The organism is Streptomyces sp. NPDC024017, from assembly GCF_040638895.1.
Lineage (GTDB): Bacteria > Actinomycetota > Actinomycetes > Streptomycetales > Streptomycetaceae > Streptomyces.
Genome location: NZ_JBEZYZ010000003.1, coordinates 568,460 through 591,272, shown reverse-complemented (window position 1 = coordinate 591,272; position 22,813 = coordinate 568,460). Strand labels below are relative to the sequence as shown.

Annotated in this window: 23 protein-coding genes and 2 pseudogenes; 13 read left to right on the top strand and 12 right to left on the bottom strand. The window is 72.1% G+C overall.

Annotation, left to right across the window (positions count from 1 at the left end; translation table 11 throughout):
* Positions 1-66 precede the first annotated feature (66 nt).
* Positions 67-1,791 carry a cholesterol oxidase substrate-binding domain-containing protein gene (locus tag AB0G20_RS11040; RefSeq protein ID WP_361299168.1) on the top strand — a complete coding sequence of 575 codons (1,725 nt, stop codon included), beginning with the start codon at positions 67-69 and terminating at the stop codon, positions 1,789-1,791.
* A 9-nt stretch (positions 1,792-1,800) separates the two neighbouring features.
* Here the strand turns inward: AB0G20_RS11040 and AB0G20_RS11035 are convergent.
* Both AB0G20_RS11035 and AB0G20_RS11030 read right to left on the bottom strand, forming a co-directional pair.
* Positions 1,801-2,016: pseudogene (locus tag AB0G20_RS11035) on the bottom strand (hypothetical protein); the annotation flags it as partial.
* On the bottom strand, positions 1,974-3,185 hold the full coding sequence (locus AB0G20_RS11030) for an FAD-dependent monooxygenase (RefSeq protein ID WP_361299165.1): 1,212 nt from the start codon (positions 3,183-3,185) through the stop codon (positions 1,974-1,976). The gene AB0G20_RS11030 and the pseudogene AB0G20_RS11035, both read right to left, overlap by 43 nt.
* Before the next feature lie 340 nt (positions 3,186-3,525).
* On the opposite strand from AB0G20_RS11030, the gene AB0G20_RS11025 reads away from it, so the two are divergent.
* Both AB0G20_RS11025 and AB0G20_RS11020 read left to right on the top strand, forming a co-directional pair.
* On the top strand, positions 3,526-3,891 hold the full coding sequence (locus tag AB0G20_RS11025) for a tyrosinase cofactor (protein WP_361299162.1): 366 nt from the start codon (positions 3,526-3,528) through the stop codon (positions 3,889-3,891).
* Between the two features lie 32 nt (positions 3,892-3,923).
* A complete protein-coding gene (locus tag AB0G20_RS11020; protein ID WP_361299159.1) occupies positions 3,924-4,745 on the top strand; it encodes a tyrosinase family protein in 822 nt (273 codons plus the stop codon).
* On the opposite strand, the gene AB0G20_RS11015 is transcribed toward AB0G20_RS11020, so the two are convergent.
* Positions 4,746-5,459, bottom strand: coding sequence for a ribonuclease H (locus tag AB0G20_RS11015; RefSeq protein ID WP_361299156.1), 714 nt, complete (start codon positions 5,457-5,459; stop codon positions 4,746-4,748).
* A gap of 41 nt (positions 5,460-5,500) precedes the next feature.
* A complete protein-coding gene (locus tag AB0G20_RS11010) occupies positions 5,501-6,298 on the bottom strand; it encodes a VOC family protein (RefSeq protein WP_361299153.1) in 798 nt (265 codons plus the stop codon).
* Between the two features lie 221 nt (positions 6,299-6,519).
* Between AB0G20_RS11010 and AB0G20_RS11005 the strand changes: the two genes are divergently transcribed.
* Positions 6,520-7,419 (top strand): SGNH/GDSL hydrolase family protein, encoded by a 900-nt coding sequence (locus AB0G20_RS11005; protein WP_361299150.1) that lies wholly within the window; start codon positions 6,520-6,522, stop codon positions 7,417-7,419.
* Positions 7,420-7,451: 32 nt separating this feature from the next.
* Positions 7,452-8,327: an aminoglycoside phosphotransferase family protein gene (locus AB0G20_RS11000; protein WP_361299147.1), complete on the top strand. Its 876-nt coding sequence runs from the start codon at positions 7,452-7,454 to the stop codon at positions 8,325-8,327.
* Between the two features lie 51 nt (positions 8,328-8,378).
* On the opposite strand, the gene AB0G20_RS10995 is transcribed toward AB0G20_RS11000, so the two are convergent.
* Entirely contained in the window at positions 8,379-8,861 is a 483-nt protein-coding gene (locus tag AB0G20_RS10995; protein ID WP_361299144.1) for a VOC family protein, read from the bottom strand.
* Between the two features lie 124 nt (positions 8,862-8,985).
* Here AB0G20_RS10995 and AB0G20_RS10990 point away from each other — a divergent pair, with 124 nt between their 5' ends.
* From AB0G20_RS10990 to AB0G20_RS10980, 3 genes are all read left to right on the top strand, one after another.
* Positions 8,986-10,191: an epoxide hydrolase family protein gene (locus AB0G20_RS10990; RefSeq protein WP_361299141.1), complete on the top strand. Its 1,206-nt coding sequence runs from the start codon at positions 8,986-8,988 to the stop codon at positions 10,189-10,191.
* A gap of 135 nt (positions 10,192-10,326) precedes the next feature.
* The gene (locus tag AB0G20_RS10985) at positions 10,327-10,968 is read left to right on the top strand and encodes an ATP-dependent Clp protease proteolytic subunit (protein ID WP_361299138.1); all 642 of its coding nucleotides are present in this window, start codon (positions 10,327-10,329) and stop codon (positions 10,966-10,968) included.
* Positions 10,968-11,570, top strand: a complete 603-nt coding sequence (locus tag AB0G20_RS10980; RefSeq protein WP_361299135.1) for an ATP-dependent Clp protease proteolytic subunit — start codon at positions 10,968-10,970, stop codon at positions 11,568-11,570. Before AB0G20_RS10985 ends, AB0G20_RS10980 begins: the two co-directional genes overlap by 1 nt.
* 22 nt (positions 11,571-11,592) lie before the next feature.
* Here the strand turns inward: AB0G20_RS10980 and AB0G20_RS10975 are convergent, their stop codons facing one another.
* The gene (locus AB0G20_RS10975) at positions 11,593-12,006 is read right to left on the bottom strand and encodes a helix-turn-helix transcriptional regulator (protein ID WP_361299132.1); all 414 of its coding nucleotides are present in this window, start codon (positions 12,004-12,006) and stop codon (positions 11,593-11,595) included.
* Positions 12,007-12,221: 215 nt separating this feature from the next.
* Here AB0G20_RS10975 and AB0G20_RS10970 point away from each other — a divergent pair, with 215 nt between their 5' ends.
* A complete protein-coding gene (locus AB0G20_RS10970; RefSeq protein ID WP_361299404.1) occupies positions 12,222-13,109 on the top strand; it encodes an RNA polymerase sigma factor SigF in 888 nt (295 codons plus the stop codon).
* Between the two features lie 182 nt (positions 13,110-13,291).
* On the opposite strand, the gene AB0G20_RS10965 is transcribed toward AB0G20_RS10970, so the two are convergent.
* Positions 13,292-13,756 carry an ATP-binding protein gene (locus tag AB0G20_RS10965; RefSeq protein WP_361299129.1) on the bottom strand — a complete coding sequence of 155 codons (465 nt, stop codon included), beginning with the start codon at positions 13,754-13,756 and terminating at the stop codon, positions 13,292-13,294.
* Between the two features lie 187 nt (positions 13,757-13,943).
* On the opposite strand from AB0G20_RS10965, the gene AB0G20_RS10960 reads away from it, so the two are divergent.
* From AB0G20_RS10960 to AB0G20_RS10950, 3 genes are read left to right on the top strand one after another with little or no spacing between them, the layout of a single operon-like run.
* Complete coding sequence (locus AB0G20_RS10960; protein WP_361299126.1) at positions 13,944-14,084, top strand: hypothetical protein; 141 nt, start codon at positions 13,944-13,946, stop codon at positions 14,082-14,084.
* Positions 14,081-14,665, top strand: a complete 585-nt coding sequence (locus AB0G20_RS10955; protein WP_361299123.1) for a PRC-barrel domain-containing protein — start codon at positions 14,081-14,083, stop codon at positions 14,663-14,665. Before AB0G20_RS10960 ends, AB0G20_RS10955 begins: the two co-directional genes overlap by 4 nt.
* Positions 14,662-15,078: a PRC-barrel domain-containing protein gene (locus tag AB0G20_RS10950; protein WP_361299120.1), complete on the top strand. Its 417-nt coding sequence runs from the start codon at positions 14,662-14,664 to the stop codon at positions 15,076-15,078. The genes AB0G20_RS10955 and AB0G20_RS10950 overlap by 4 nt, the downstream gene beginning before the upstream one ends.
* Positions 15,079-15,089: 11 nt before the next feature.
* Here AB0G20_RS10950 and AB0G20_RS10945 read toward each other — a convergent pair whose 3' ends face one another.
* Positions 15,090-16,241 carry a DUF6777 domain-containing protein gene (locus AB0G20_RS10945; protein WP_361299117.1) on the bottom strand — a complete coding sequence of 384 codons (1,152 nt, stop codon included), beginning with the start codon at positions 16,239-16,241 and terminating at the stop codon, positions 15,090-15,092.
* A 179-nt stretch (positions 16,242-16,420) separates the two neighbouring features.
* Here AB0G20_RS10945 and AB0G20_RS10940 point away from each other — a divergent pair, with 179 nt between their 5' ends.
* The gene (locus AB0G20_RS10940; RefSeq protein WP_361299114.1) at positions 16,421-17,719 is read left to right on the top strand and encodes a streptophobe family protein; all 1,299 of its coding nucleotides are present in this window, start codon (positions 16,421-16,423) and stop codon (positions 17,717-17,719) included.
* Between the two features lie 9 nt (positions 17,720-17,728).
* Here the strand turns inward: AB0G20_RS10940 and AB0G20_RS10935 are convergent, their stop codons facing one another.
* The 4 genes and pseudogenes from AB0G20_RS10935 to AB0G20_RS10920 all read right to left on the bottom strand — a co-directional run bounded on the left by AB0G20_RS10935 (position 17,729) and on the right by AB0G20_RS10920 (position 22,793).
* Positions 17,729-18,724, bottom strand: coding sequence for a serine/threonine-protein kinase (locus tag AB0G20_RS10935; RefSeq protein WP_361299111.1), 996 nt, complete (start codon positions 18,722-18,724; stop codon positions 17,729-17,731).
* A 761-nt stretch (positions 18,725-19,485) separates the two neighbouring features.
* Positions 19,486-19,974: pseudogene (locus AB0G20_RS10930) on the bottom strand (hypothetical protein); the annotation flags it as partial.
* Between the two features lie 8 nt (positions 19,975-19,982).
* The gene (locus AB0G20_RS10925) at positions 19,983-22,322 is read right to left on the bottom strand and encodes an FHA domain-containing protein (RefSeq protein ID WP_361299108.1); all 2,340 of its coding nucleotides are present in this window, start codon (positions 22,320-22,322) and stop codon (positions 19,983-19,985) included.
* A gap of 60 nt (positions 22,323-22,382) precedes the next feature.
* A complete protein-coding gene (locus AB0G20_RS10920; protein WP_361299105.1) occupies positions 22,383-22,793 on the bottom strand; it encodes a hypothetical protein in 411 nt (136 codons plus the stop codon).
* Between the last annotated feature and the right edge of the window lie 20 nt (positions 22,794-22,813).

The window sequence follows — 22,813 nt, the reverse complement described above, 5'->3', positions numbered from 1 at the left end:
CTCACACGAGTGAATAGATGCGACAGGAACGCATCACCTGTCACTCAGCCCCTAGCGTGACTCCACGTGACCACTGGTTCAGCGAACAACTACCCGTCGGACGCGTCCTCCTGGACGCGCCGGGGCTTCCTCCTGACCGCGGCTGCGCTGGCCGCCGTACCCGGTCTGCCGGCGGATCCGGCGGTAGCCGCGGCGGAGTTGCCGGACTTCCCCGCAGACGTCGCGCTGTACCGCTCGGCGTACCGGAACTGGGTCGGCGAGATCACCGCCGACGGCCTGTGGGCCTGTGCGCCGGACAGTCCGGGCCAGGTGGCCGCCGTCGTCAACTGGGCGTGGCGGCACGGGTGGCGGGTGCGCGCCCGGGGCGCCTCGCACGGCTGGTCGCCCCTGACGGTCACGGAGGGGACGCCGTCCGGTGCGCCGGTCCTCCTCGTCGACACCGCGCCCCACCTCACCGGCCTGGCGCTGGACTCCGCCACCGCCGTGCGTGCCGGGACCGGCGTGACCATGGAGGCTCTGCTGACCTTCCTGGAGGAGCACGGGCTCGGCGTCACGGCCGCCCCCGCTCCCGGCGTGCTGACCCTGGGCGGCGCCCTCGCCGTCGACGCCCACGGCACCGCCGTACCCGCGCGGGGCGAGCGACGGCGGGCCGGGCACACCTACGGTTCGCTCAGCAATCTGATCCTGTCCCTGACGGCGGTCGTGTGGGACTCCCGGGCCGGCGCGTACGTGCTGCGCACGTTCCACCGCGACGAGGCGGACTGCGCCGCGCTGCTGACCCACCTCGGGCGGTCCCTGGTGACCGAGGTGGTGCTGCGGGTGGGCACGAACACCGACCTCAGGTGCGTGAGCCGTACGGACATCCCGGCCGGGGAGCTGTTCGCCGCGCCCGGCTCGGACGACGGGCGGACCCTCGCGCGTTTCCTGGACGAGGCGGGGCGGGTCGAGGCGATCTGGTTCGCCTTCACCGAGCATCCCTGGCTGAAGGTGTGGAGCGTCTCCCCCACCCGGCCGCTGACCTCGCGGAAGGTGACCCGGCCCTACAACTACCCGTTCTCGGACAACATCCCGGCGCCGGTGGCGGAGCTGGTCGGGCGGATGACGTCGGAGGCGGCCTGGTACCTGGCGCCGGTGCTCGGCACCGCACAGTACGAGGCCGCCGCGCTCGGGCTGGTGACGACGCTGTCCGCGGACATCTGGGGGCCCTCCAAGAACACGCTGCTGTATCTGAAGCCGACCACGCTGCAGGTGCACGCCAACGGCTACGCGGTCGTCACCTCGCGGGACCGGGTGCAGCGGGTCGTCTCCGAGTTCGCCGCCTTCTACCGGGAGCGGCTGACGGCGTACGCCGCCCGGGGCAGCTTCCCGGTCAACGGCTCGGTGGAGATCCGGGTGACCGGCCTGGACGACCCGGGCGACGCCGGGGTGGCCGGGGCCCGTCCGCCGCTGCTGTCGGCGCTCCGGCCGCCCGAGGACCACCCCGAGTGGGACACCGCCGTGTGGCTGGACGTCCTGACCCTGCCGGGCACACCGTACGCGGAGGCGTTCCTGCGCGAGATCGAGCGGTTCCTGCTGCGCACGTTCGACGGAGAGTTCGCGCTCACCCGGGTGGAGTGGTCCAAGGGGTGGGCGTACACGGACGACGGCGTGTGGAGCGACGACGAGGTGCTGGGCAGCGTCGTTCCGGCGGCGGTCGGCCCGGCCGAGTGGGCGGCGGCGGACGCGGTGCTGGACCGGCTCGATCCGCACCGGGTGTACGGCAACGCCTTCCTGGACCGGCTGTTCGGTTAGGGGGTTCGGCTAGTGGGTGAGGTACGCCTGCACGGTCGGGCCGTACCGGTCCACCACGGCGTCGACAATGCTCGCCCTCAGTTCGCTGCCCCGGGCGATGCCGTACATCACGCCCGGACCGAGCAGGGTGGCGACGGCCAGTTCGGCGCGCAGGCCCAGCAATTCACCCAAGATTCCGGAGGCTATTCGCGGGAGGCCAGCGTCCGTGCGTGTACGGTCCGCGCGACCTTCGGCCCCAGCCAGCGCTTGAACCGGCGCAGCGGCTCCAACTGCCCGGCCGCCCGGTCGAGCCGGTAGTACAGCTGGGGCGGCACGTAGGGCAGCAGGGGCGAGTGGCGCTGGCCGAGCAGGGCGAACATGCGCTCCGGGGGCAGGTGCATGTAGCGCGGCAGGTTCTCGTACCACTGGGCGCTGTAGCGGGCCGCGCTCTGCACGGGCAGCAGGGCGGCCTTGCGTTCCCGCTCGTAGCGGGCGAGGGCCTGCTCGAGCTCCGGGTGCTCGCGCAGCGCGGCGGCCAGGGCGATCGCGTCCTCCAGGGCGAGAGTGGTGCCGGCGCCGATGGAGTAGTGCGTGGTGTGGGCGGCGTCGCCGAGCAGGACGAGGTTGCCGTGGTGCCAGGTGTCGTTGGTGAGGGTGCGGAAGGTCTGCCACGGGGTGCCGCCGGGGCGCCCCAGCAGGGGGTGCCCGTCGAGGACGCCGGCGAAGAGCTTCTCCAACCGGGCGCGCCCGTCGGCCTCGTTCGCCCGGTCGAGTCCGAGCCCGGTCCAGGTCTCGGGTGCGCACTCGACGACGCAGGTGCTGCGGTCGGGGCCGTAGCCGTACCCGTAGCACCAGATCCAGCCGTGGGCGGTCTCCACGAAGGCGAAGGTGAAGGCGTCGAAGACCTTGGTGGTGCCGAGCCAGACGTAGTGATTGCGCCCGGGCGTGAGCTGTGTGCCGAAGTGGGCGGAGCGGCGGGTGCGCAGAGCGCTGCGGACGCCGTCGGCAGCCACGATCAGGTCGGCGCCGGAAGGCAGGCCGCCTGCGGTGATCTCGCGCTCGTACTCCAGGCGCACACCGAGGTCGCGGGCCCGGGCGGCGAGGATCTCCAGCAGCCGGTGGCGGCCGATGCCGTGCCCCTGGTCGCCGCTGTGCCGGGTCGTCAGGTCCCGGACATGGGCGACGCCGTCGCTCCACCGGACGGAACCGGCGTCGAGGGCGCGCGCCGACTCGGGGTCCTGCTCGTGGAGTTGGTCGAGCAGTCCGCGCCAGTACGTCACGCCCCAGCCGTAGGTCGAACCCTCCGGATCGCGTTCGTAGACGGTGATGTCGTGGGACGGGTCCTGCCGCTTGAGCAGGATCGAGAGATACAGACCGGCGGGCCCGCCGCCGACACAGGCGACCTTCACGCACACCCCTGAGAATTACCGAGAGCTGTCGATTGCCGACGCAGAGTAGCAGCACGCGGGCGTCGCCGACCGGACCGCCGAATCGCGCCAGTTTCGCGGCGTGACGCGCACCACGGGCAGCGGACCGCACGGGCAGAAACATCCGCCACAGCACTCCCCACGGGTGGAATTTCCCCTTCCGCACGCGCGCACGGACACCTCACAACAAGATCATCTTCGTTCAACCTTGCACGACATAAGGGGAATTGCCCTGATCGCAGCCAACCGGCTCGCGTGGATTTCTCCCGGTAGCGGGCGGGCCGATAGGCATGCGGAGTCAGCAGCCGAACCCACCCAGGAGGTCCGAATGCCGGAACTCAGCCGCCGCAGCGCGCTCACCGCCGCTGCCGTTCTCGCCACGAGCGCGGGGACGCTGTCAGCCATCACCCCGGCCTCGGCCGCCGGGCACCACGACTCCCCCGGAACCTTCGACGAGGTCTACAAGGGCCGCCGAATACAGGGCCGGCCGGCCGACGGGTCAGGTCACCACCACCACGGCGCGGGAATCGCGGTGTTCGTCGACGGCGTGGAACTGCACGTGATGCGCAATGCCGACGGCAGCTGGATCAGCGTCGTCAGCCACTACGACCCGGTGGCCACCCCGCGCGCCGCCGCCCGCGCCGCGGTGGACGAGCTGCAGGGCGCGCCACTGCTGCCCTTCCCCGCCAACTGACCCGCATCGCAAGGCATCTGGAGCACCCGCACATGGCAGTCCGCAAGAACCAGTCCACCCTGACCGCCGACGAGAAGCGGCGTTTCGTCGCCGCGCTGCTGGAGCTGAAGCGCAGCGGCCGCTACGACGAATTCGTCACGACGCACAACTCGTTCATCGTCTCCGACACCGACAACGGCGAGCGGACCGGCCACCGCTCACCGTCCTTCCTGCCCTGGCACCGAAGATTCCTCCTGGAGTTCGAGCGGGCGCTGCAGTCGGTGGACGCGTCGGTGTCGCTGCCCTACTGGGACTGGACCGTCGACCGTACGCCGCGCGCCTCGCTGTGGGCGCCCGACTTCCTCGGGGGCACCGGGCGGGAGCGGGACGGCAGGGTGCAGGACGGGCCGTTCTCCTCGTCCGGCGGGAACTGGCCGATCAACGTGCGGGTCGACGGCCGTACGTTCCTGCGGCGCTCGCTCGGTTCCGGGGTGCGCGAGCTGCCGACACGGTCCGATGTCGAGTCGGTGCTGTCGATGTCCACGTACGACATGGCGCCCTGGAACAGCGGCTCGGACGGCTTCCGCAACCACCTCGAGGGGTGGCGGGGGGTCAATCTGCACAACCGCGTCCACGTCTGGGTCGGCGGGCACATGGCCACCGGGGCCTCCCCCAACGACCCGGTGTTCTGGCTGCACCACGCATACATAGACAAGCTGTGGGCCGACTGGCAGCGCCGGCACCCCGGCTCCGGCTATCTGCCCACCGCGGGCACGACGAACGTGATCGACCTCAACGAGACGATGCGGCCGTGGCACGACACGAGCCCGGCGGATCTGCTGGACCACACGCCGCACTACACGTTCGACGTCTGATCAGACGGTCGCGCCCGTGCGGCACTCCGGGTGGCCCCAGCCACTGTCGTTCTTGGCGATGGGCTCGCCGGCCGCGTAGGAGCGGCCGCACTGGCAGCGGCCGGGAAACTTCGCCTTGATCGTGCGGGCGGAGCCCTTCCCTCCCGCGGTCTTGGCGGTGCGGACCGCACCGCCGCGCGGGCGGGACCGCGGGGCCTTGGCCGGGGTGTCCGGAGCGGGCGGCGGCTCGGGGGAGCCGAGGCCGCTGCCCGCGGGCTCCTGGACGGTGGCGGCCTGGCTGGCGGCGCGGTCGGCGAAGTCGTTGAGCCGGTCGCCGTCGACCTGGTGGGCGGGGACGTAGCGGAACTCGACCGAGCGGCCGTCCAGGAGCTCGTCGATGCGCACGACGAGGTCCTGGTTGGCGACCGGCTTGCCGGCGGAGGTCTTCCAGCCGTTGCGCTTCCAGCCGGGCAGCCAGGTGGTGACGGCCTTCATCGCGTACTGCGAGTCCATCCGGATCTCGAGCGGCACATCCGGGTCGGTCGCCGTCAGCAGGCGCTCCAGCGCGGTGAGTTCGGCGACGTTGTTGGTGGCCTTGCCGAGCGGCCCCGCCTCCCACCGCTCCGGCGTCTCGGAAGCGTCGGCGACGACCCAGGCCCAGCCGGCGGGCCCCGGATTTCCCTTCGAAGCCCCGTCGCACGCGGCCACAACACGTTCACGCATGCGCTCGATCATGCCATGGCCGCGGGAGCCGTCCGGCCGGGAGGTCCGGGCGCCTACGCCACGTCGGTCAGCTTCGGCATCTCACCCTCGGTCTTCGTGATGTCGATCACCGAGAAGTTCGCGCCCTGCGGGTCGCTGATCGCCGCGAAGCGTCCGAACGGGGTGGTCATCGGGCCGAACCGCAGCACGCCGCCGAGCTTGGTCGCCTTCGCCACGGCCTCGTCGCAGTCCTCCACGGTGAAGTACACGTTGATGTACGGCTGCACCTCGGGCGGGAAGTCGTCGCCCATCTTCATCCGGCCCAGCACGGAGCGTTCGCCGAGGTCGTAGATACGGAAGTCCATCTCGCCGTCCTCCATGTCCCGCTGCCGGTAGGAGAAGACGGCGGGGAAGAAGGCGTCGGACTTCGCGGGCTCGCGGGTGAAGACCTCCGCCCAGGTGTAGGCGCCGGGTTCGGCCATCGCCTGGAAGCCCTCATGGGTGCCCGCCTGCCAGACGCCGAAGACGACACCGCCGGGGTCGCGGGCCAGGCACATGGTGCCGAAGTCGGCGACCTCCATGGGCTCCATCAGCACCTCGCCGCCGTTGTCACGGATCCGGCCGGCGGTGGCGGCGGCGTCGTCCGCGGCGAAGTACAGGCACCACTGCGCCAGGCCCTCCTGGCCGGGCATGGGCGGGACGACGGCGGCGACCGCCTTGCCGTTCGCGTAGGCCTCCGTGTAGTTGCCGAGATCCGCCGACGCCTCGGCGAAGGTCCAGCCGAGGACGTCCCCGTAGAAGCTCTTGGCTCCTTCGAGGTCGCCGAACATCGCGTCGGCCCAGCAGGGGGTTCCTTCAGGTTGCACGGCCATGACCACGGCCCTCTCCGAATGAGTGGAATCGTCCGCTTCCTCACGCTAGTCACCCGGGGCCGGCCCGCGCGTCGGGCGGGCGCTCACCGAGCACGCCGGGCTGCCGCGCCGCCGGTCGCGGCCGACCGGTCCGCGCCATCGCGTCCGGCGTATGTCTTCCCCCCGGCGCCCGGCTGTGCTTGCCTGGGTGCCGTTTCGGTGGCCGGGGCGGGAGTTGCCGTATGCGCAAGCCGTGGGTCGTGGGGGTACTGCTGGCCGGGGTGCTCCTCGGCGGGTGCGGGGATCCCGCGTCCGCGCCCGAGGAACCGGCGCCGGCCGCACCGCGCGCGTCGGCCACCACCCACCAGCGCGCACCCGCCTCCCCCGGCCGGGCACCGGCGAAGGCACCCAGGGTGCTGTACCTCGGAGACTCGCTGGCGATGGAGGGCCAGAAGGTCCTGGGACAGGAGTTACGCAGGGACCTGAAGGCGACGTACACCGGCGCCCCGTACTCCGGCACCACCCTGTGCGACTACCTGGAGGGCACGGCCGACCGGTCCCTGGTACCGGCCTCCGACAAGGCCGCCGCGCTGGTGCGCAGGCTGCGGCCCGACTTCGTGGTCCTGCAGTTCTGGGGGAATTCCTGGGGCTACACGCCGTGCATGGACGGCATCACCTACGACAAGTCCCCGGCCCGGTACTTCAGCCGCTACGACGCCGACGCACGCCGGCTCACCGAGCAGATCGCCACGGCCGGGGGCGGCAGCCGCCCGAGGATCGTCTGGGTGTCACAGGGCCCGGATCCGATCACTCCCGACCGGGTCCGGCGTGTCAACGCGCTCTACGAGAAGCGGGCCGCCGCCTCGGGCGACCTCGTGGCGGACGCCGGGAAGGCGGTGAGCCCGGCCACCGGCCGCTACACCTGGACGCAGTACCTGCCGTGCACGGCCCACGAGCGTGCCCACCCCGGCCTCTGCACCCAGCCCGGCCGCGACCGCACGGCCCTGCACCGCGACGACGACTATCTGCACTTCTGCCTGGCCCCAACGACGTCCAAGCCGAAGCCCTGCCCGGTCCGCTCCCCCGGGATCCTCCGCATCGCCCGGGAGGTCACCAAAACCGTTCGACAGGCGGCCCGTTGACCGCTCGAATGGGCGCCATGTGCGCTGTGCGAATGCATGAGGACGAGCTGGACATCGACGACTCGCTGGTCGGGCGGCTGATCGCGGGGCAGTTCCCGCAGTGGGCGGGACTGCCCCTGCGGCGCCTGGAGTCCTCCGGCACGGAGAACGCCATGTTCCGCCTCGGCGCGGACAAGGTCGTACGGCTCCCCCGGCATCCGCGCGCCGTGGAGGCCATCGCGCACGAACTGCGCTGGCTGCCCCGGCTGGGCCCGGCGCTGCCCGCCGCCTCCCCCGAGCCCCTCGGCCGGGGTGAGCCCGGTGACGGCTTCCCCTGGCCCTGGTCGGTCTACACCTGGCTGGACGGCCGCAACCCGGTGCCCGGCAGACTCGAAGAGCCCCGACTGCTCGCCGAGGACCTGGCGGCGTACCTCACGGCCCTGCGCGGCATCGACGCGTCGGAGGGTCCTCCGGGTTACCGGGGTGTGCCGCTGGCGGCCCGGGATCCCTTCGTGCGCGAGGCGCTCGCACAACTCGCGGGGCGGGTCGACACCGCCGCGGTGACGAAGGTGTGGGAAGAGGCCCTGCGCGCTCCGGAGCACACCGGGCCGCCGGTCTGGGCGCACGGCGACCTGATGGCCGGCAACCTCCTGGTCACGGACGGACGGCTGAGCGCCGTGATCGACTTCGGCACGGTGGGGGTCGGTGATCCCGCCGTCGACCTCATCGGCGCCTGGTGCCTGCTGCCGGCCGAGGCCCGCGGCGTCCTGCGCAAGGCCGTGGGTGCCGGCGACGCCGAATGGGCACGGGCCCGGGGCTGGGCCCTGTCGATCGCGGTCGTCGCGCTGCCGTACTACTGGGAGACGAACCCGCCGGTCGCGGAGAACTCCCGCCACGTCATCAGCGAGATCCTGACCGAGGGCGCGTAGGGGCAGGACGGCTTCCCCGCAGGGCACGGCCCTGCCCCGGACCGCGGCACGTCACTCGCCCGCGTACGCCTTCTCCAGGGCGGCGATGTCGAACTTGCTCATCGCCATGAACGCCTGGGTCACCCGGGCCGCCTTCGCCGGATCCGGGTCGGTGATCATCGCGTCGAGCCGGTCCGGGACGACCTGCCAGGACACGCCGAACCTGTCCTTGAGCCAGCCGCAGGGGCCGGGCTCGCCGCCGTTCTCGGTGAGCCTGGTCCAGTAGTAGTCGATCTCCTCCTGGTTCTCGCAGAAGATCATGAAGGAGGTGGCCTCGGTGAACTTGAACTGGGGGCCGCCGTTGAGCCCGAGGAACCGGTGCCCGTTGGCCGTGAACTCGACGGTCATCACGGTGCCGGCGGGCTGGGGCGCTCCCTCGGGGTAGCGCGCGATCTTGCCGATGCTGGAGTTCTTGAAGATCGAGACGTAGTGGTGCGCGGCCTCCTCGGCCTCGCCGTCGTACCAGAGACATGTGGTGAAACCGTCGGTGGCCATGGGTCCTCCTGGAGGCGTGGAACGCTGTCACCACTGTCGACCGGAGCTCGCTCCGGAACTCATCGGTCGGGGGGGCCGGCAAAATCAGGTGGCCGCTACACCGTTCGCGTCTAGCATCGCGATCATGACGTCCACGCCCGCCGACAGCGGCATCCGTCCCTTCCGTATCGACGTACCGCAGAGCGACCTCGACGACCTCCACGAGCGCCTCGACCGGACCCGGTGGCCCGACGAGCTGCCCGGCGTGGGCTGGACGTACGGCGTTCCGTCGGGCTACCTGCGCGAGCTGGTGCGGTACTGGCGGCACGAGTACGACTGGCGGGCCGCGGAGGCGCGGCTGAACGCGTGGCCGCAGTTCATCACCGAGATCGACGGCGCGCGGGTGCACTTCGCACACATCCGCTCCCCCGAGCCCGACGCCACCCCGCTTCTCGTCACGCACGGGTGGCCGGGGTCGATCGTCGAATTCGCCGACATCGTGGGGCCGCTGACGGACCCGGCCGCCCATGGCGGGGATCCGGCCGACGCCTTCCACGTCGTGCTGCCGAGCATTCCCGGCTTCGGGTTCTCGGGCCCCACCCGGGAGACCGGCTGGGAGGCGCGCCGGATCGCCGACGCGTGGGCCGAGCTGATGACGCGCCTCGGCTACGAGAGGTTCGGCGCCCAGGGCGGCGACTGGGGTGCGGCCATCTCCCGCGAGCTGGGCCGCGTCCATCCCGGCCGGGTCGTCGGCCTCCACCTCAATCTGCTGCCCGGCGCGCAGGCGGCCGTCGAGCCGACCGCCGAGGAGCTGGAGGCGCTGAGCCCCGCGGAGCGGGAGCGCACGCTCACCTCGTGGCGGCGGTGGGCGGGGTGGTCGCGCGACGGCACGGGCTACTTCCATGTGCAGTCCACCCGGCCGCAGACCCTGTCCTACGCGCTGACGGACTCCCCGGTGGGGCAACTCGCCTGGATCGTCGAGAAGTTCCGGGAGTGGACGGACTCGGAGGAGCTGCCCGAGGAGGCCGTCGACCGGGACCTGATGCTCACGGACGTGATGCTCTACTGGCTGACGGGCACGGCCGGTTCGTCGGCCCGGGTCTACTACGAGCGCGCCCACGCCCGGGGCGAGAGGATCGCGGCCCCGCAGGAGCCCTCCAGCGCGCCGACCGCGGTGGCGTCCTTCTTCGGCGACCCCCAGATCCCGTTGCGCCACAAGGCGGAGCGGACGGAGAACATCGTCCGCTGGACGGAGTTCGGGCGCGGCGGGCACTTCGCGGCGATGGAGGAGCCGGAGCTGCTGGTCGGTGATGTGCGGGCGTTCTTCCGCCAGTTGCGCGAGAAGGGCTGAGCCTTCGGGCTCCGCCGGTAGCGGATCTGCCGAGGGCAGAGAAACCGTATCCGGGCATCGTCCGAGGTCAAGAGTGGAGTCGACGGCACGTCCCCGACATGTCCGCGGCCCCTGTCGCCGCGGCGAGGAGAACCGATGACTCCACTCACGACACTCGCCCCGCGGGCGGAGGAGGGCGACACCCCTCCGACCCGGTTCGACGACCATCTGGCCGCCCAGTTGCTCGCGCAGCGCATCGTGCTGCTGGGCACCCAGGTCGACGAGGTCTCCGCGAACCGGGTCTGCTCCCAGCTGCTCGTCCTGTCCGCGGAGGACGCCCACACCGACATCAGCCTGTACATCAACAGCCCGGGCGGGGCGGTGCACGCGGGTCTCGCCATCTACGACACGATGCGTCTCATCCCGAACGACGTCTCCACGCTGGCCATGGGCTTCGCGGCCAGCATGGGCCAGTTCCTGCTGAGCGTCGGCGCGCCGGGCAAGCGCTACGCCCTGCCGAACGCGCGGATCATGATGCACCAGCCGTCGGCGGGGATCGGCGGCACCACGGCCGACATCGAGATCCAGGCGGAGAACCTGGAGTTCACCAAGCGGACCATCGAGCGGATCACCGCCGAGCACACGGGCCAGAGCCAGGAGACCATCTCCCGGGACGGTGACCGCGACCGCTGGTTCACGGCCGAGGAGGCCAAGGAGTACGGCATGGTGGACCGGGTCGTGGAGTCCCTCGCGGACGTCCGCCCGGCGGCCACCCGGCGCAGGATGGGGCTGCAGTGATGGGCACGTACACGATTCCGAACGTCGTCGAGCGCACCCCGCAGGGCGAGCGGTCCTACGACGTGTTCAGCCGGCTGCTGTCCGAGCGGATCATCTTCCTCGGCACCGAGATCGACGACGGCGTCGCCAACGTCGTCATCGCCCAGCTCCTCCACCTGGAGTCGTCGTCCCCGGAGAGCGAGATCGCGATCTACATCAACTCCCCGGGCGGCTCGTTCACTTCACTCATGGCCATCTACGACACCATGACGTTCGTGCAGGCGCCGATCTCCACGTTCTGCGTCGGGCAGGCGGCCTCCACGGCGGCCGTGCTGCTGGCCGGCGGCGACCCCGGGCGGCGGTTCGTGCTGGAGCACTCACGGGTGCTGCTCGGCCAGCCGGCCGCGGGCGGGCAGCGCGGCATGGTGTCCGACCTGGCGCTGCAGGCCAAGGAGATGGTGCGGATCCGCTCCCAGGTGGAGGAGGTGCTGGCGCGGCACACCCACCACGACGTGGCGTCCCTGCGGGCCGACATGGACCGCGACAAGGTGTTCACCGCGCAGGAGGCGGTGGGCTACGGGCTGGCCGACGAGGTGCTCAGCCGGCGCCTCGTGCGGGTCTGAGGCGCCGGCCGGCCGGTACGGTTCAGGCGGCCAGGCACATTCCGTCGTGCGACGAGGTGGACACTCCGTGGCGGCTGCCGCCCGCGTAGCGCGACGTGACGCGGGTCAGTTCGCCCTGCGCCCTCGTCAGCAGGTCGCCGAGGTTCAGTCCGAGGGCGTGGGCGGCGGCCGCGAGGACCTCCGAGGAGGCCTCCTTGCGGCCGCGCTCCACCTCCGAGAGATAGGGCATGGAGATCCGCGCCTCGTCGGCGACGTCCTTCAACGTGCGCTCCTGCGCGAGGCGTTCGCGGCGCAGGACGTCACCCACGAGGTCCCGCCACAGCGGCTCCTTCGCGGCGGGGGCCGGCGGCGCCTGGCGCGACGGTGCGCCGGCGGGACGCACACCGTGCGGGCGCAGAGGGATGACTCGGGCTTCGTTCGGCAGATGGTTGCTCACTGCTCCAGCCTAGGAATCCCGGCCGCGGGGGGAAGGGTCCGGCGTTCCGCCCTGGGTGGAATCACCGCGCCCACGAGGAGCCGCGAGAGCGGACGGGAACATTCCGCCCGATTTCGCCCACGGAAAAACCGGAGGGCATGGTGCGCGTCAACCCGGGTACCCGCAACTCGGGAGTACCTATGCAGATGTCCGCCGTGACGTTCGTGGGAGAGGTAATGGAGACCGCCGTGATCCGGTCGAAGGCACAGGTTGTCGAAGAGAACGCCGAGGCCAGCGCGGGTGACGGAGCACTGCCGGGCGTCGTGGACCCTCGGTCCGTCGCCCCGCGGGACGCCAGGGAGCTGTCCCGCCAGTTCTTCCAGCGCCTGACGGAAGTCGAAGAGGGCACGCACGAGTACCAGTACGCGCGCAACACCCTGATCGAGATGAACATGTCGCTCGTGCGCTTCGCGGCCGGCCGGTTCCGGGGCCGCGGCGACGACATGGAGGACATCGTCCAGACCGGCATGATCGGCCTGATCAAGGCCATCGACCGGTTCGAGCTCTCGCGTGAGGTCGAGTTCACCTCCTTCGCGCTGCCGTACATCGTCGGCGAGATCAAGCGGTTCTTCCGGGACACGACGTGGGCCGTGCACGTGCCGCGGCGGCTGCAGGAGCTGCGCGTGGAGCTGGCCAAGGCCCGTGAGGAGCTCGCAAGCCGGCTGGACCGGGAGCCGACGGTCGCCGAGCTGGCCACGCTGATGAACATCTCCGAGCGTCAGGTCGTGGAGGGGCAGATCGCGGCGAACGGGTACAACTCGTCGTCGCTGGACGCCGCGCTCACCGGCGACGGCCCGGAGGGCGGCGAGGCGGTTCTGGCCGACTTCATCGGTGTGGAGGAGGACGGGCTGCGGCTGGTCGAGGACTTCCACTCGCTCGCCCCGCTCATGGCGGAGCTGAGCGAGCGCGACCGGCAGATCATCCACATGCGGTTCGTGGAGGAAGCCACCCAGGCGGAGATCGGTGAGCAGCTCGGCTGCTCGCAGATGCACGTCTCCCGCCTGATCAAGCGGATCATCACGCGACTGCGCGAGGGCATGCTGGGCGAGCTGGGCTGCGCCTGACACCGTCGTCCGACCAGCGGGTGCCGTCCCCCCATGCGGGAGTGGGGCGGCACCCGCTGGCGTGTTCGACCACGGGCGCGTTCGGCTCCGCAGGACATGCTCCGGACCGCCACGGCTCGGCGTGTGCGGCGTGTGCACGGAATGACTTACTCCGTCCGGGTGACGCATCTCACCCGGACGACTCACCCCTCGGTTCCCTCGGAGAGCGGCAGAACGGCGCGCACTCGCTTGCCCACCGGCACCCGTTCCACGTTGACCTGCTCCGCGATCGCGTGGACGATCTCCAGGCCGTGCCGGCCGATGCGCTCGGGATTGCGGGGGAAGATGCGGGGCAGTGCGGAGCTGCTGTCGTAGACCGACACCGTCACCGCGGCGTCGGTGCCGACGAGCTCCAGGATGTACGGCCCGTTGCTGTGCCGGTCGGCATTCGTGACCAGCTCGCTCACCACCAGCAGCACGGCGCCGTCGACACGCTCGTCGATGCGCGCGCACCACTCGGTCCTGAGCTGGTCCAGAAAGAGCGCGGCGAAGGACCGCGCCTCGGCGATGCATCCCTGCTCGCCGGTGTAGTGTGCCGCCCGCCTCAGCGGTTCCACGGGCACGTCGAAACCAGTCGGTATCACTGCCCCGTCCAGGTGGTCGATCATTCTTTTCTCTCTGGGAAGCCGGACTGGCCGGACGCTCTGCATCAGTGCTCGTACCCCGAGCCGGGCTTCGCAGTCCTGACAGATGCTCGCCCACCCGGTGCCCCGGGCATTGTCCCCCGTTCGTGGGGCACCCGGGAAGAATCAGGGCCGGCCGAGGGCGGCCGGGCCGGATCGCCGGAGGTGCGCGGTGGCCTGGTGGACATGGCTGATCGTGGTGATCGTGGCGCTCGCCGCCGTCGCGGTGGTGACGCTCGCCGTGCAGGCGGGCCGGCGGTCGGGCACCGTCATCGCGGTCCGGCGCCGGCCCGGCGGAAAGGGCCTGCGATGAACGAGTTGCTGGCCGCCCGGAGCCTGACGACCCTGCCCGTGGTCACCCTGGGCGGCGACGCCGTCGCGCAGGTCAAGGACACCGTCTTCGATGCCGCCGCCGGGCGGATCACCGGCTTCACGCTCAGCGGCCGGGGCCTGCTGTCGGGCCCCCTGAAGCAGAGCCTGCCCTGGTCGGCGGTGCACGCGCTGGGGCCGCACGCGGTCATGATCCGCGATGCCCTCGCCCTGCAGGACACGTCCGTCGTGGTGGCCCGCCGCGAGGCCCAGCAGGGCCGGGTGCTGCACGCGAAGGTGCTGACCGACGAGGGCGCCGAGGTCGGCACGGTGCTCGACGTGATCGTCGAGGGCGGAGCCAGCGGCCGGGTCGTGGGATTCCGGATCGCCGCGGGCAAGGCACTGGTGCAGGGCTCCAGACGCCGCCGGCACCGGGTGTACGTGCCGCGCGGCGAGACGCTCGCGGTCTCCGGCCGCGCCCTGGTCATCCCGGCGGACGCCACCCGCTACGTCGCCGACGACCTGGCGGCCTTCGTCGCCCGGGTCGGCGCCTTCCGGGCGGGACGGGAGGGGACGGCGTCATGATGCTGTTCTCCGAGGCGCGGGGCCTGCCGGTGCTGACGCTGACCGAGGCGGAAGAGGTCGGCTCCCTGAGGTCGCTGACGGTCGACGCCGTGTCCGGTGTGGTCACCCATGTCCGGGTGCGGGGCCGACACTCCCGCAAGGAGACCGTACTGGCCTGGGGTGCCCTGCACGCCATCGGCCCGGACGCGGTGCTGGTCCGCACGACCGGCGAACCGTCCGAGGTGCCGCCGCACCACGAGCTGCCGGGTCTCAGGATCCTCACCGAGACGGGCGACACGCTCGGCACGGTCCAGGACGTGGCGTTCGAACCGGAGACGGGCCGGCTGGAGGCGATCGTCACCGCCCACGGCGACCTGCCGGCGGATCGGCTCCTGGGCCTCGGCGACTACGCCCTGGTGGTCCGTGCCGCGTGAAACCGGCCGGGTCAGGAGGCCGGGGCCTGATCCGTCGTCGTGCCGCCGCCGGTGTCGCTCCCCGTGTCGGTGTCGGGCGGAGGCTGCTGGGTGTCGGACGAGGGCGGCTCGTCCGTCGTCGGCCCCGACGTGTCCGTGTCCGAGGTCGGCGGTTCGCTCGGGGGCGGCTGCGACGACGTCGGGTCGGACGGTGGTGTCGGTGTGGTGACGCTCGCCGACGGGGAAGGCTTGTCCGGCTTCTGAGTCTTCTGGTCCTTCTTGCCCGTGTCGCCCTTGTGGCGCTCGAACCACTCGCCGTCGGCTTCGCACATCACGAAGACGTCGACCGGCTTCGGTGCGGGCGTCACCGTGACGACGTTCGACGACTTGTACCCCGGCCACGCGTCGCCGGTCGTCTTCGGCGCGCTCTGCTGGGCGACCGGCGGGGACAGCGGGTTGCCGCACGCGCAGCGCACCCGGGGGACGCCGCGGTCGTTGACGAGGACGGCCGTGCGGGCCTCGAGGACGGCCTGATAGCTGGTGGGGGCGCCGTTCTTGTAGCCGTGGTTGGTGACGCGGGTGTCCATGCGGAGCTGCACGGGGGTGAGCGAGCGCAGGTAGGAGGGGACCTCGGACGGCTGGATCCCGAAGACCGAGGCGAACGCGCGCTGCTTGTCCGGGGCGTCCTGGAGGTACTGGATCTGCTTCTCCACGTCACAGCTGGCGACCTTGCGGGTGCCGCCGTACAGGCCGGGCGCGTCGCCCTTCACACCGCGGAGCGCGTTCTGCGGCGCCGACTCGGTGGCCCCCGAGGGCGTGACCGGCGAGGCGGAGCTCTTCTCCTCGGTCGTCGACTCGGTGAACGCGTCCGGGCCCGAGTCGGCCGCGGGCTGGAGGAAGACCTCGCCGCTGGCCGTGCTGGTACCACCGTCGGACGCACCGGTGCCGCCGTCGTCGGGCCGGGAGAGCACCACGGCCAGGACCACGGCGGCCACCACGGCGGTGGCGATGATCGCGACACGGGGCACGGACCCCCACCACGGCCGGCGGGGCTCCGGCTCCTTGCTGCTTCCACTCGGCGGCTCCGAGGGCGGGCCGCCGCCCGAGGGCGGCTGGGAGGGACCCGACAGCGGGCCCGAGGGGGGTCCTGTGGGGCGGCCGGACGACGGCGGATCGACGCTCACGAGCTCTTCTTCCCGCGTGGGTTCTCTGCGGCCTTCGCACAACCGAGGTGATGGGTCCCGGTTCATGCCGCTTTTCCACTACGAGTTCATTGTGTGCTCCTGTCCCATGCGCCTCGCAAGCCGACGCGGACGGACCTCTCCGGCGGGCGTCCGGCGCGGGGGCTGCTTAGCGTGGCAGCGTGAGTTCGCGCACCCCCTCCGGCCAGGCACGCACCTCCGGCGAGCGGGCCGTCGCCCGCCACGGCTGGGTCCACGCCCTCGTCACGGTGCTCGGCGGGCTGCTCGCCATGGCGGTGGTTGCCGCCCTGGGCCTGTGGGCGGCCGGGGCCGCGGACCTTCCGGACGGTGCCTTCGTCCCCGTCGTCGCGGCCAGCGTGGTCACGGCCGTCGGCGGCACGGTGAAGCTCGCCGGGAGCGCCGGCGACCTCGCCGACACGCAGGCGGGCCTGACGGTGATTCCGCTGTCCGTCACGCTGACCGGGGCGCTGGTGATCGCCTGGGGGTTCCTGCGGCCGCTGCGGCACCGCGCGGTCGCCGGTGCCGCGGAGCTGGCCGGCTGGGCCGGCCGGGTGGCGGCTTTGTGGCTGCTCGCGCTGATCGGGGTGACGCTCGCCGCACGCCACACCTTCGACATCTCGCTCGGCGACGACACGCTCGGTGAACTCGGCGACCTGTTCGGCGCGGCACCGAGGATCGGCTTCACCACCGACGTTCCGCTGTCCGTGTTCGTCGGTGTGGTGTGGCTGGCCGGTGTGCTGGTGCTGGCGCTGCTGGTGTCGCGCGGAGCCCCGTTGCCCGCGGGGCTGCTGCGTTTCCAGGCGTCGGTGCGGCCCGCCGCGTACGCGATGGTCGCGCTGCTGCTGGCCTGCGTCGTCATCGGCGTGGTCGTCGGCCTGATCGTCGCGGCGGCCAAGGGGCACGCGCGGGAGACGTTCGCGGTGATCCTGCTCGGCCTGCCCAACCTGGTGTGGCTGGCGCTGACGATCGGGCTCGGCGCGACCTGGAACGGCCGGGTGGAGGGGCCGTTCGGGCTGCCGATGCCGCATGTGCTCGACGAGGTGCTGCGCACTCCGGACGTCTCCGAGCTGAACCTGCGGACCCTCGCCGAGCACGACGGCCGGGTGTGGTGGCTGCTGGTGATCGACGTCGTGCTGCTGCTGGCCGCCGCGTTCGTGATGGCGGCCCGGTCACCGGCCCGGGTGCGGGCCTGGCAGCACGCCGTGCACATGGCGGTCGCCCTTGTGCTCACGGTGTTCATGATCTGCCTGGTGGGGCGCCTCTCCGCGCACTTCGGCCTGTCCGTGCTCGGCATCGGCGATCTGGGCGGAGGCCTCGGGGGTGAGCTGTTCCTGAGGCCCAGGTTGTGGGGCGCCGTCGGCCTGGCCGTCCCGTGGGGGCTGGTGACCGGGTTCGCCGGGGCGCTGCTCGCGCGGCACGTGCGGCGGCGCGGTGAGGTGCGCTCCGCCGGCGAGAGCTGACGCAGCGCTCTACGTCCGCTGCACGAAGACCGGTTCGGCCCAGCGCGGCGGCGGCTTGGGCCGGTCCTCCCCCGCGTCCGGCAGCTGCCGGTCCACCCGCGTGGGCGTCCTGGTGGCCCCGGTCCCGCCGCCGGTCGTCGCGGCGCGCAGTGCGGCGACGAAGGCGAGGCAGGACGGGTACCGGTCGTCGGGGCTCTTGGCGAGGGCCTGGGCGAAGACGGGGTCGACCCGCGGGTCGAGGTCGGGACGGTCCTCGGTCAGCGGCGGCGGTTCGTCGTACTGGTGGGCCCAGAGCAGGGCCATGTCGTCGTCGCGGAGGAAGGGCGGATGGCCCGCGAGGGTCTCGAAGACGACGCAGGCGAAGCCGTACACGTCGCACCGGGCGTCGACTGGTTTGCCGGAGATCTGCTCGGGGGCGACGTAGTCGAGCGTGCCGACGAACTGGCCGACCGTGGTGAAGCCGGTCAGCGACAGTGACTTCTTCGTCAGGCCGAAGTCGGTGAGGTAGACGTGCTCGGGGTGGTCGCTGTCGGTGCCGCGGGACACCAGGATGTTCCCGGGCTTGACGTCCCGGTGGACCAGTCCGTTGTCGTGGGCCGCGTCGAGCGCGGAGGCGAGCTGGGCGGCGACGCGCAGGGCGGTGACGGGCGGCATCGGGCCCTCGCGGTCGAGGACGTGCCGCAGGTCGCTGCCGGCGACGTACCGCATGGCGATGTACAGCACGCCGTCCGTCTCGCCGGCCTCGAACACCGGCACGATGTGGGGGTGGTCGATCGCTGCGGCGGCCCGGGACTCGTGGGTGAAGCGGCGGCGGAAGGTGTCGTTGCGGGCGAGTTCCGGGGCGAGCAGCTTCAGCGCGACGGTGCGTTCCAGGCGCAGGTCGCGGGCCCGGTAGACGACGGCCATGCCGCCGCGCCCGATCTCCTGCTCGATCCGGTACCCGGCGATCTGCTGCCCGACCAGCTCGGAGGGCCGCCCCGAGAACAGGCTCGTCTCGCGGTTCACCGGCCGTCTCCCTCGGGTGAGACGACCCGGGTCGGCTCATGCCCCACGACCCGAGTGGGTGGCGCCGCGACCGGCCGATCGTCCTCGCCCTCGTCGTCGTTGTCCTCGCGGTCCTCGGGGGTGAGGAGGCGCGTGGGTTCGGGGGTGTCAGCGGACACGAGCCGCGTGGGCTCCGGAGCGTCAGCGGATACGGCCCTCGCCGGCCCGGGGTCGTCGGGAGGCACGACTCGTGTGGGCTTGGGCTCAGAAGCGCCGGGAGGCGTCATCCGCGGGGGCTCGGGAGCATCCGGTGCCACAACGCGGGTCGGCTCGGGGGCCTCGGCACGCACACCCCCCGACGGCCCGGGCCCATCCGACGGCACCACCCGAGTCGGCTCCGGACCCTCGGCACGCACACCCCCCGACGGCCCGGGCCCATCCGACGGCACCACCCGAGTCGGCTCAGCCCCCTCCGAAGCCACCACCCGCGTCGGCTCAGCCGCATCCTGAGCCACCACCCGCGTCGGCTCCGGAGCCCTGGCACGCACAGCCGGAGCGGGTCCCGTGTCCTTCGGTTCCGGGGCCTCGGGTGGAACAACCCCTGACGGCCCGGGCGTCTCGGGCGGGACCGCCCGCGTGGGGCCTGCCGGTGCGCTCCGGGCAGGGGGAGGCGGGTCGGCCGGACGCGCCGTCTTCTCGGAGCGGGGTGGCTCGACGGGGCCCTCGGGCGGTACGACCCGCGTGGGCGGACGCACGGGCGTTTCGGCCGGGCGGGACTGCGGTTCGGCCACGGGCGTCTCGTCCGTCGCGTACGTGGTCAGCCGGGTGCCGTCGGCGTACACCCAGTGCCCGTGGGCGGAGTCGTAGAGCCACACGGACTCGCCGTCGATGACGACGCCGATCCGCATGCCGTGGGTGCGGGTGCGGAACGACTCCCGGTCGAGGCCGCCCGCCAAGTCCTCCACCGCGGAGCGGTAGCGTGCCAGGGCTTCCTGCGCGCGACCCAGCAGCGGTCGCGGATCGGCGGCGCGGGTGAGGGGCCCGTCCGCGGCGGGCGGATCCAGCGGTACGGCGACCAGGCGGCGGCCGTCGACCCAGGCCGACCAGCCGTTGAAGCACAGCACGTGCCCCCAGTCGCCTTGCCGCTCCAGGAGCTGCACCGGCAGCAGGGGGTCGAGGTCCACGGTGGGCCGGGCCGGGTCGGGGGCCTCCCAGGCGGGCATCCCGTGCTGCGGGACGACGTGCGTGGGCCGGAAGCCGGGGGTCGTCATCGCGCTCCCTACTTCCGCATGACGGCCGGTTCGTGCCGGCGCAGCATCCGGGACACGAGGAAGCCGAAGAGCACCGACAGCACGACCAGCATCCCGACGTCGATGAGCCAGGTGCCCGCCGAGTGCTCGAAGAGCGGGTCCTTCGTCAGGTCGCCGGGCACGATCCGGCCCAGCCCGACGGTGCCGGCCATCGCGGCCAGTGCCCAGCGCGCCGGCACCAGCCAGCCCAGCTGTTCGAGCCCGGGGGTTTCGGCCAGCTTCAGCAGGGCGCCGCAGAAGACGACCTGGACGATGGCGATGAGCACGAGCAGCGGCATCGTCACCTCTTCCTTGCGCACCAGCGCCGAGACGAGCAGGCCGAGCATCATCGCCGTGAACGCCAGCAGGGCGACGGCGACCGTGATCTCCACCAGGGGCGGCATCAGCACGCCCTCGCCGCCCGGTGCGTTGAGGTCGACGCCGAGCAGGGCGACCAGGGTCAGCACCACCGCCTGGAGGACGGTGATGACGCCCAGGACGACGACCTTGGACATCAGGTACGCCGATCTGGAGAGGCCCACCGCCCGTTCGCGCTGGTAGATCACGCGTTCCTTGACGAGTTCGCGCACGGCGTTGGCGGCCCCGGTGAGCACCGCGCCGACGCACAGGATGAGCAGTGCGTTCATCGCCGTGTCGAGCGTCAGCTTGCCGCCCGCGAGGGCGCGGGCCATCGCGCCCATCACGAACGGCAGGGCGATCATGATGATCAGGAAGGTGCGGTCGGCGCTCAGCGCGGCCGCGTACCGGCGCACCAGCGTGCCGAGTTGGGCGCTCCGGCTCCGCGGCCGGGGCGGGGCGGTGATGACGACGGGCTCGGACCGGGGCTGCTGGGGCTGCGCGGAGGCGTCGGCCACGTACCGGCCGTGGAAGGGCGAGACGTGGTACTCCCCCGCCCAGTCCCGGTCCGTGTCCCGGTCGAAGGCCTCGAAGGCCTCCGGCCACTCCTCGAAGCCGAAGAAGGACAGGGCGTCCTCGGGCGGCCCGTAGTAGGCGATCTTCCCGCCGGGCGCGAGCACGAGGAGCCGGTCGCACACGTCCAGGCTGAGCACGCTGTGGGTGACGACGATGACGGTCCGGCCGTCGTCGGCGAGGCCGCGCAGCATGTGCATCACCGAGCGGTCCATACCGGGGTCGAGGCCGGAGGTCGGCTCGTCGAGGAACAGCAGCGAGGGCTTGGTCAGCAGCTCCAGGGCGACGCTGACGCGCTTGCGCTGGCCGCCGGACAGGCTGTGCACGTGCTGGTCGGCGCGCTGTTCCAGGCCCAGTTCGCGGATGACCTCGTCGACCCGGGCGCGCCGCTCGGCCTTGGCGGTGTCCTGCGGGAAGCGCAGTTCGGCGGCGTAGGAGAGGGCTTTGCGGACGGTCAGCTGTGCGTGCAGGATGTCGTCCTGCGGCACGAGGCCGATGCGCTGGCGCAGCTCGGCGTAGTCGCGGTAGAGGTCGCGGCCGTCGTAGAGGACGGTGCCGTGGTTGGCGGGCCGCTGGCCGGTGAGGGCGTTGAGGAGCGTGGACTTGCCGGCGCCGCTCGGGCCGACGACGGCGAGCAGGCACTTCTCCCCCACCGGGAACGACACGTGGTCGAGGAGCGTCTTGCGGCCGTGGTCGACGGTGACCGCGAGGTCCTGCACGTCGAGTGAGACCTCGCCGGTGTCGACGTACTCCTGGAGTTGGTCGCCGACGAGGCAGAACGCCGAGTGGCCGATGCCGACGATGTCGCCCTGGCCCACGGGGGCGGTGGTCACGCGGCTGCCGTTGAGGTACGTGCCGTTGTGGCTGCCGAGGTCGGTGATCTCGTAGGTTCCGTCGGCCAGGGCGCGCAGTTCGGCGTGCCGGCGGGAGACCACGAGGTCGTCGATGACCAGGTCGTTGTCGGTGGCGCGGCCGATGCGGACGGTGCGGGAGGGCAGCGGCCGTACGGTCGTGGGCTGCCGGTAGGTGCCGGTGCTGGCCGGCATGGAGACGGCGGAGGGGCGTTCCGGGGTGGGCGCGGCGGGGGCGGGGCGGCCCGTGAGGGTCATGCGCGGTCCGTCGGCCGGATTGCCGAAGCGGATGACGCTGCCGGGTCCGACGTCCCACTCGTGGATGCGCCGGCCGTCGGCGAAGGTGCCGTTGGTGCTGTCCTCGTCCTCGATGGTCCAGTGACCGTCCTCGGGCCGCAGCACCGCGTGGTGCCAGGAGACCCGGTCGTCGTCGATGACGATGTCGCACAGCGGATCGCGCCCCACGTGGTAGTCGCGGCCCGGAATCATCACGGTGGTGCTCGTCTCCGTCTCCAGGACGAGTTCTGGTGCTACCGAGGGTTGCGCCATGGTCAAGATTCTACCGATTTGCCCTGTTGTGCGCCTGGGCGGGCGGGACGGGCGGCGGGGTCAGCCGACGGAGATGCCGACGAAGGGAGCCGTGCGCTGCATCCGCAGGGCGTCCACGGACTCGGCGAGCAGTTCGTATTCGGTGGTGTCGTCGCTGGTGGCGATGCGCACCAGCCGTCCGGCCGCCAACTCCTCGGCGATGCGCTCCTGCTGGGCGGGGTCGGCGCACCAGGCGCGCAGCAGCCCGGGCACGTCGGGCACGGTGTGGGCGACCGGCACGAGCGCGCCCGGCGGTAAGTGCTCGGCGTCGGGCTGGGGGTCGAGACGCTGGGCGATCCAGGAGGCGCGGTCACGCAGCCACCACAGGGCGAGGGCGAGGGTGGGCGCGCGGTAGGTACCGAGGGGCACTCCGATACGGCGGCCGTCGCAGACTCCGTATGCCGTGACGTGGCACAGAAACTCGTCGTGCACGTGACCCTCCCCCGTTGCCC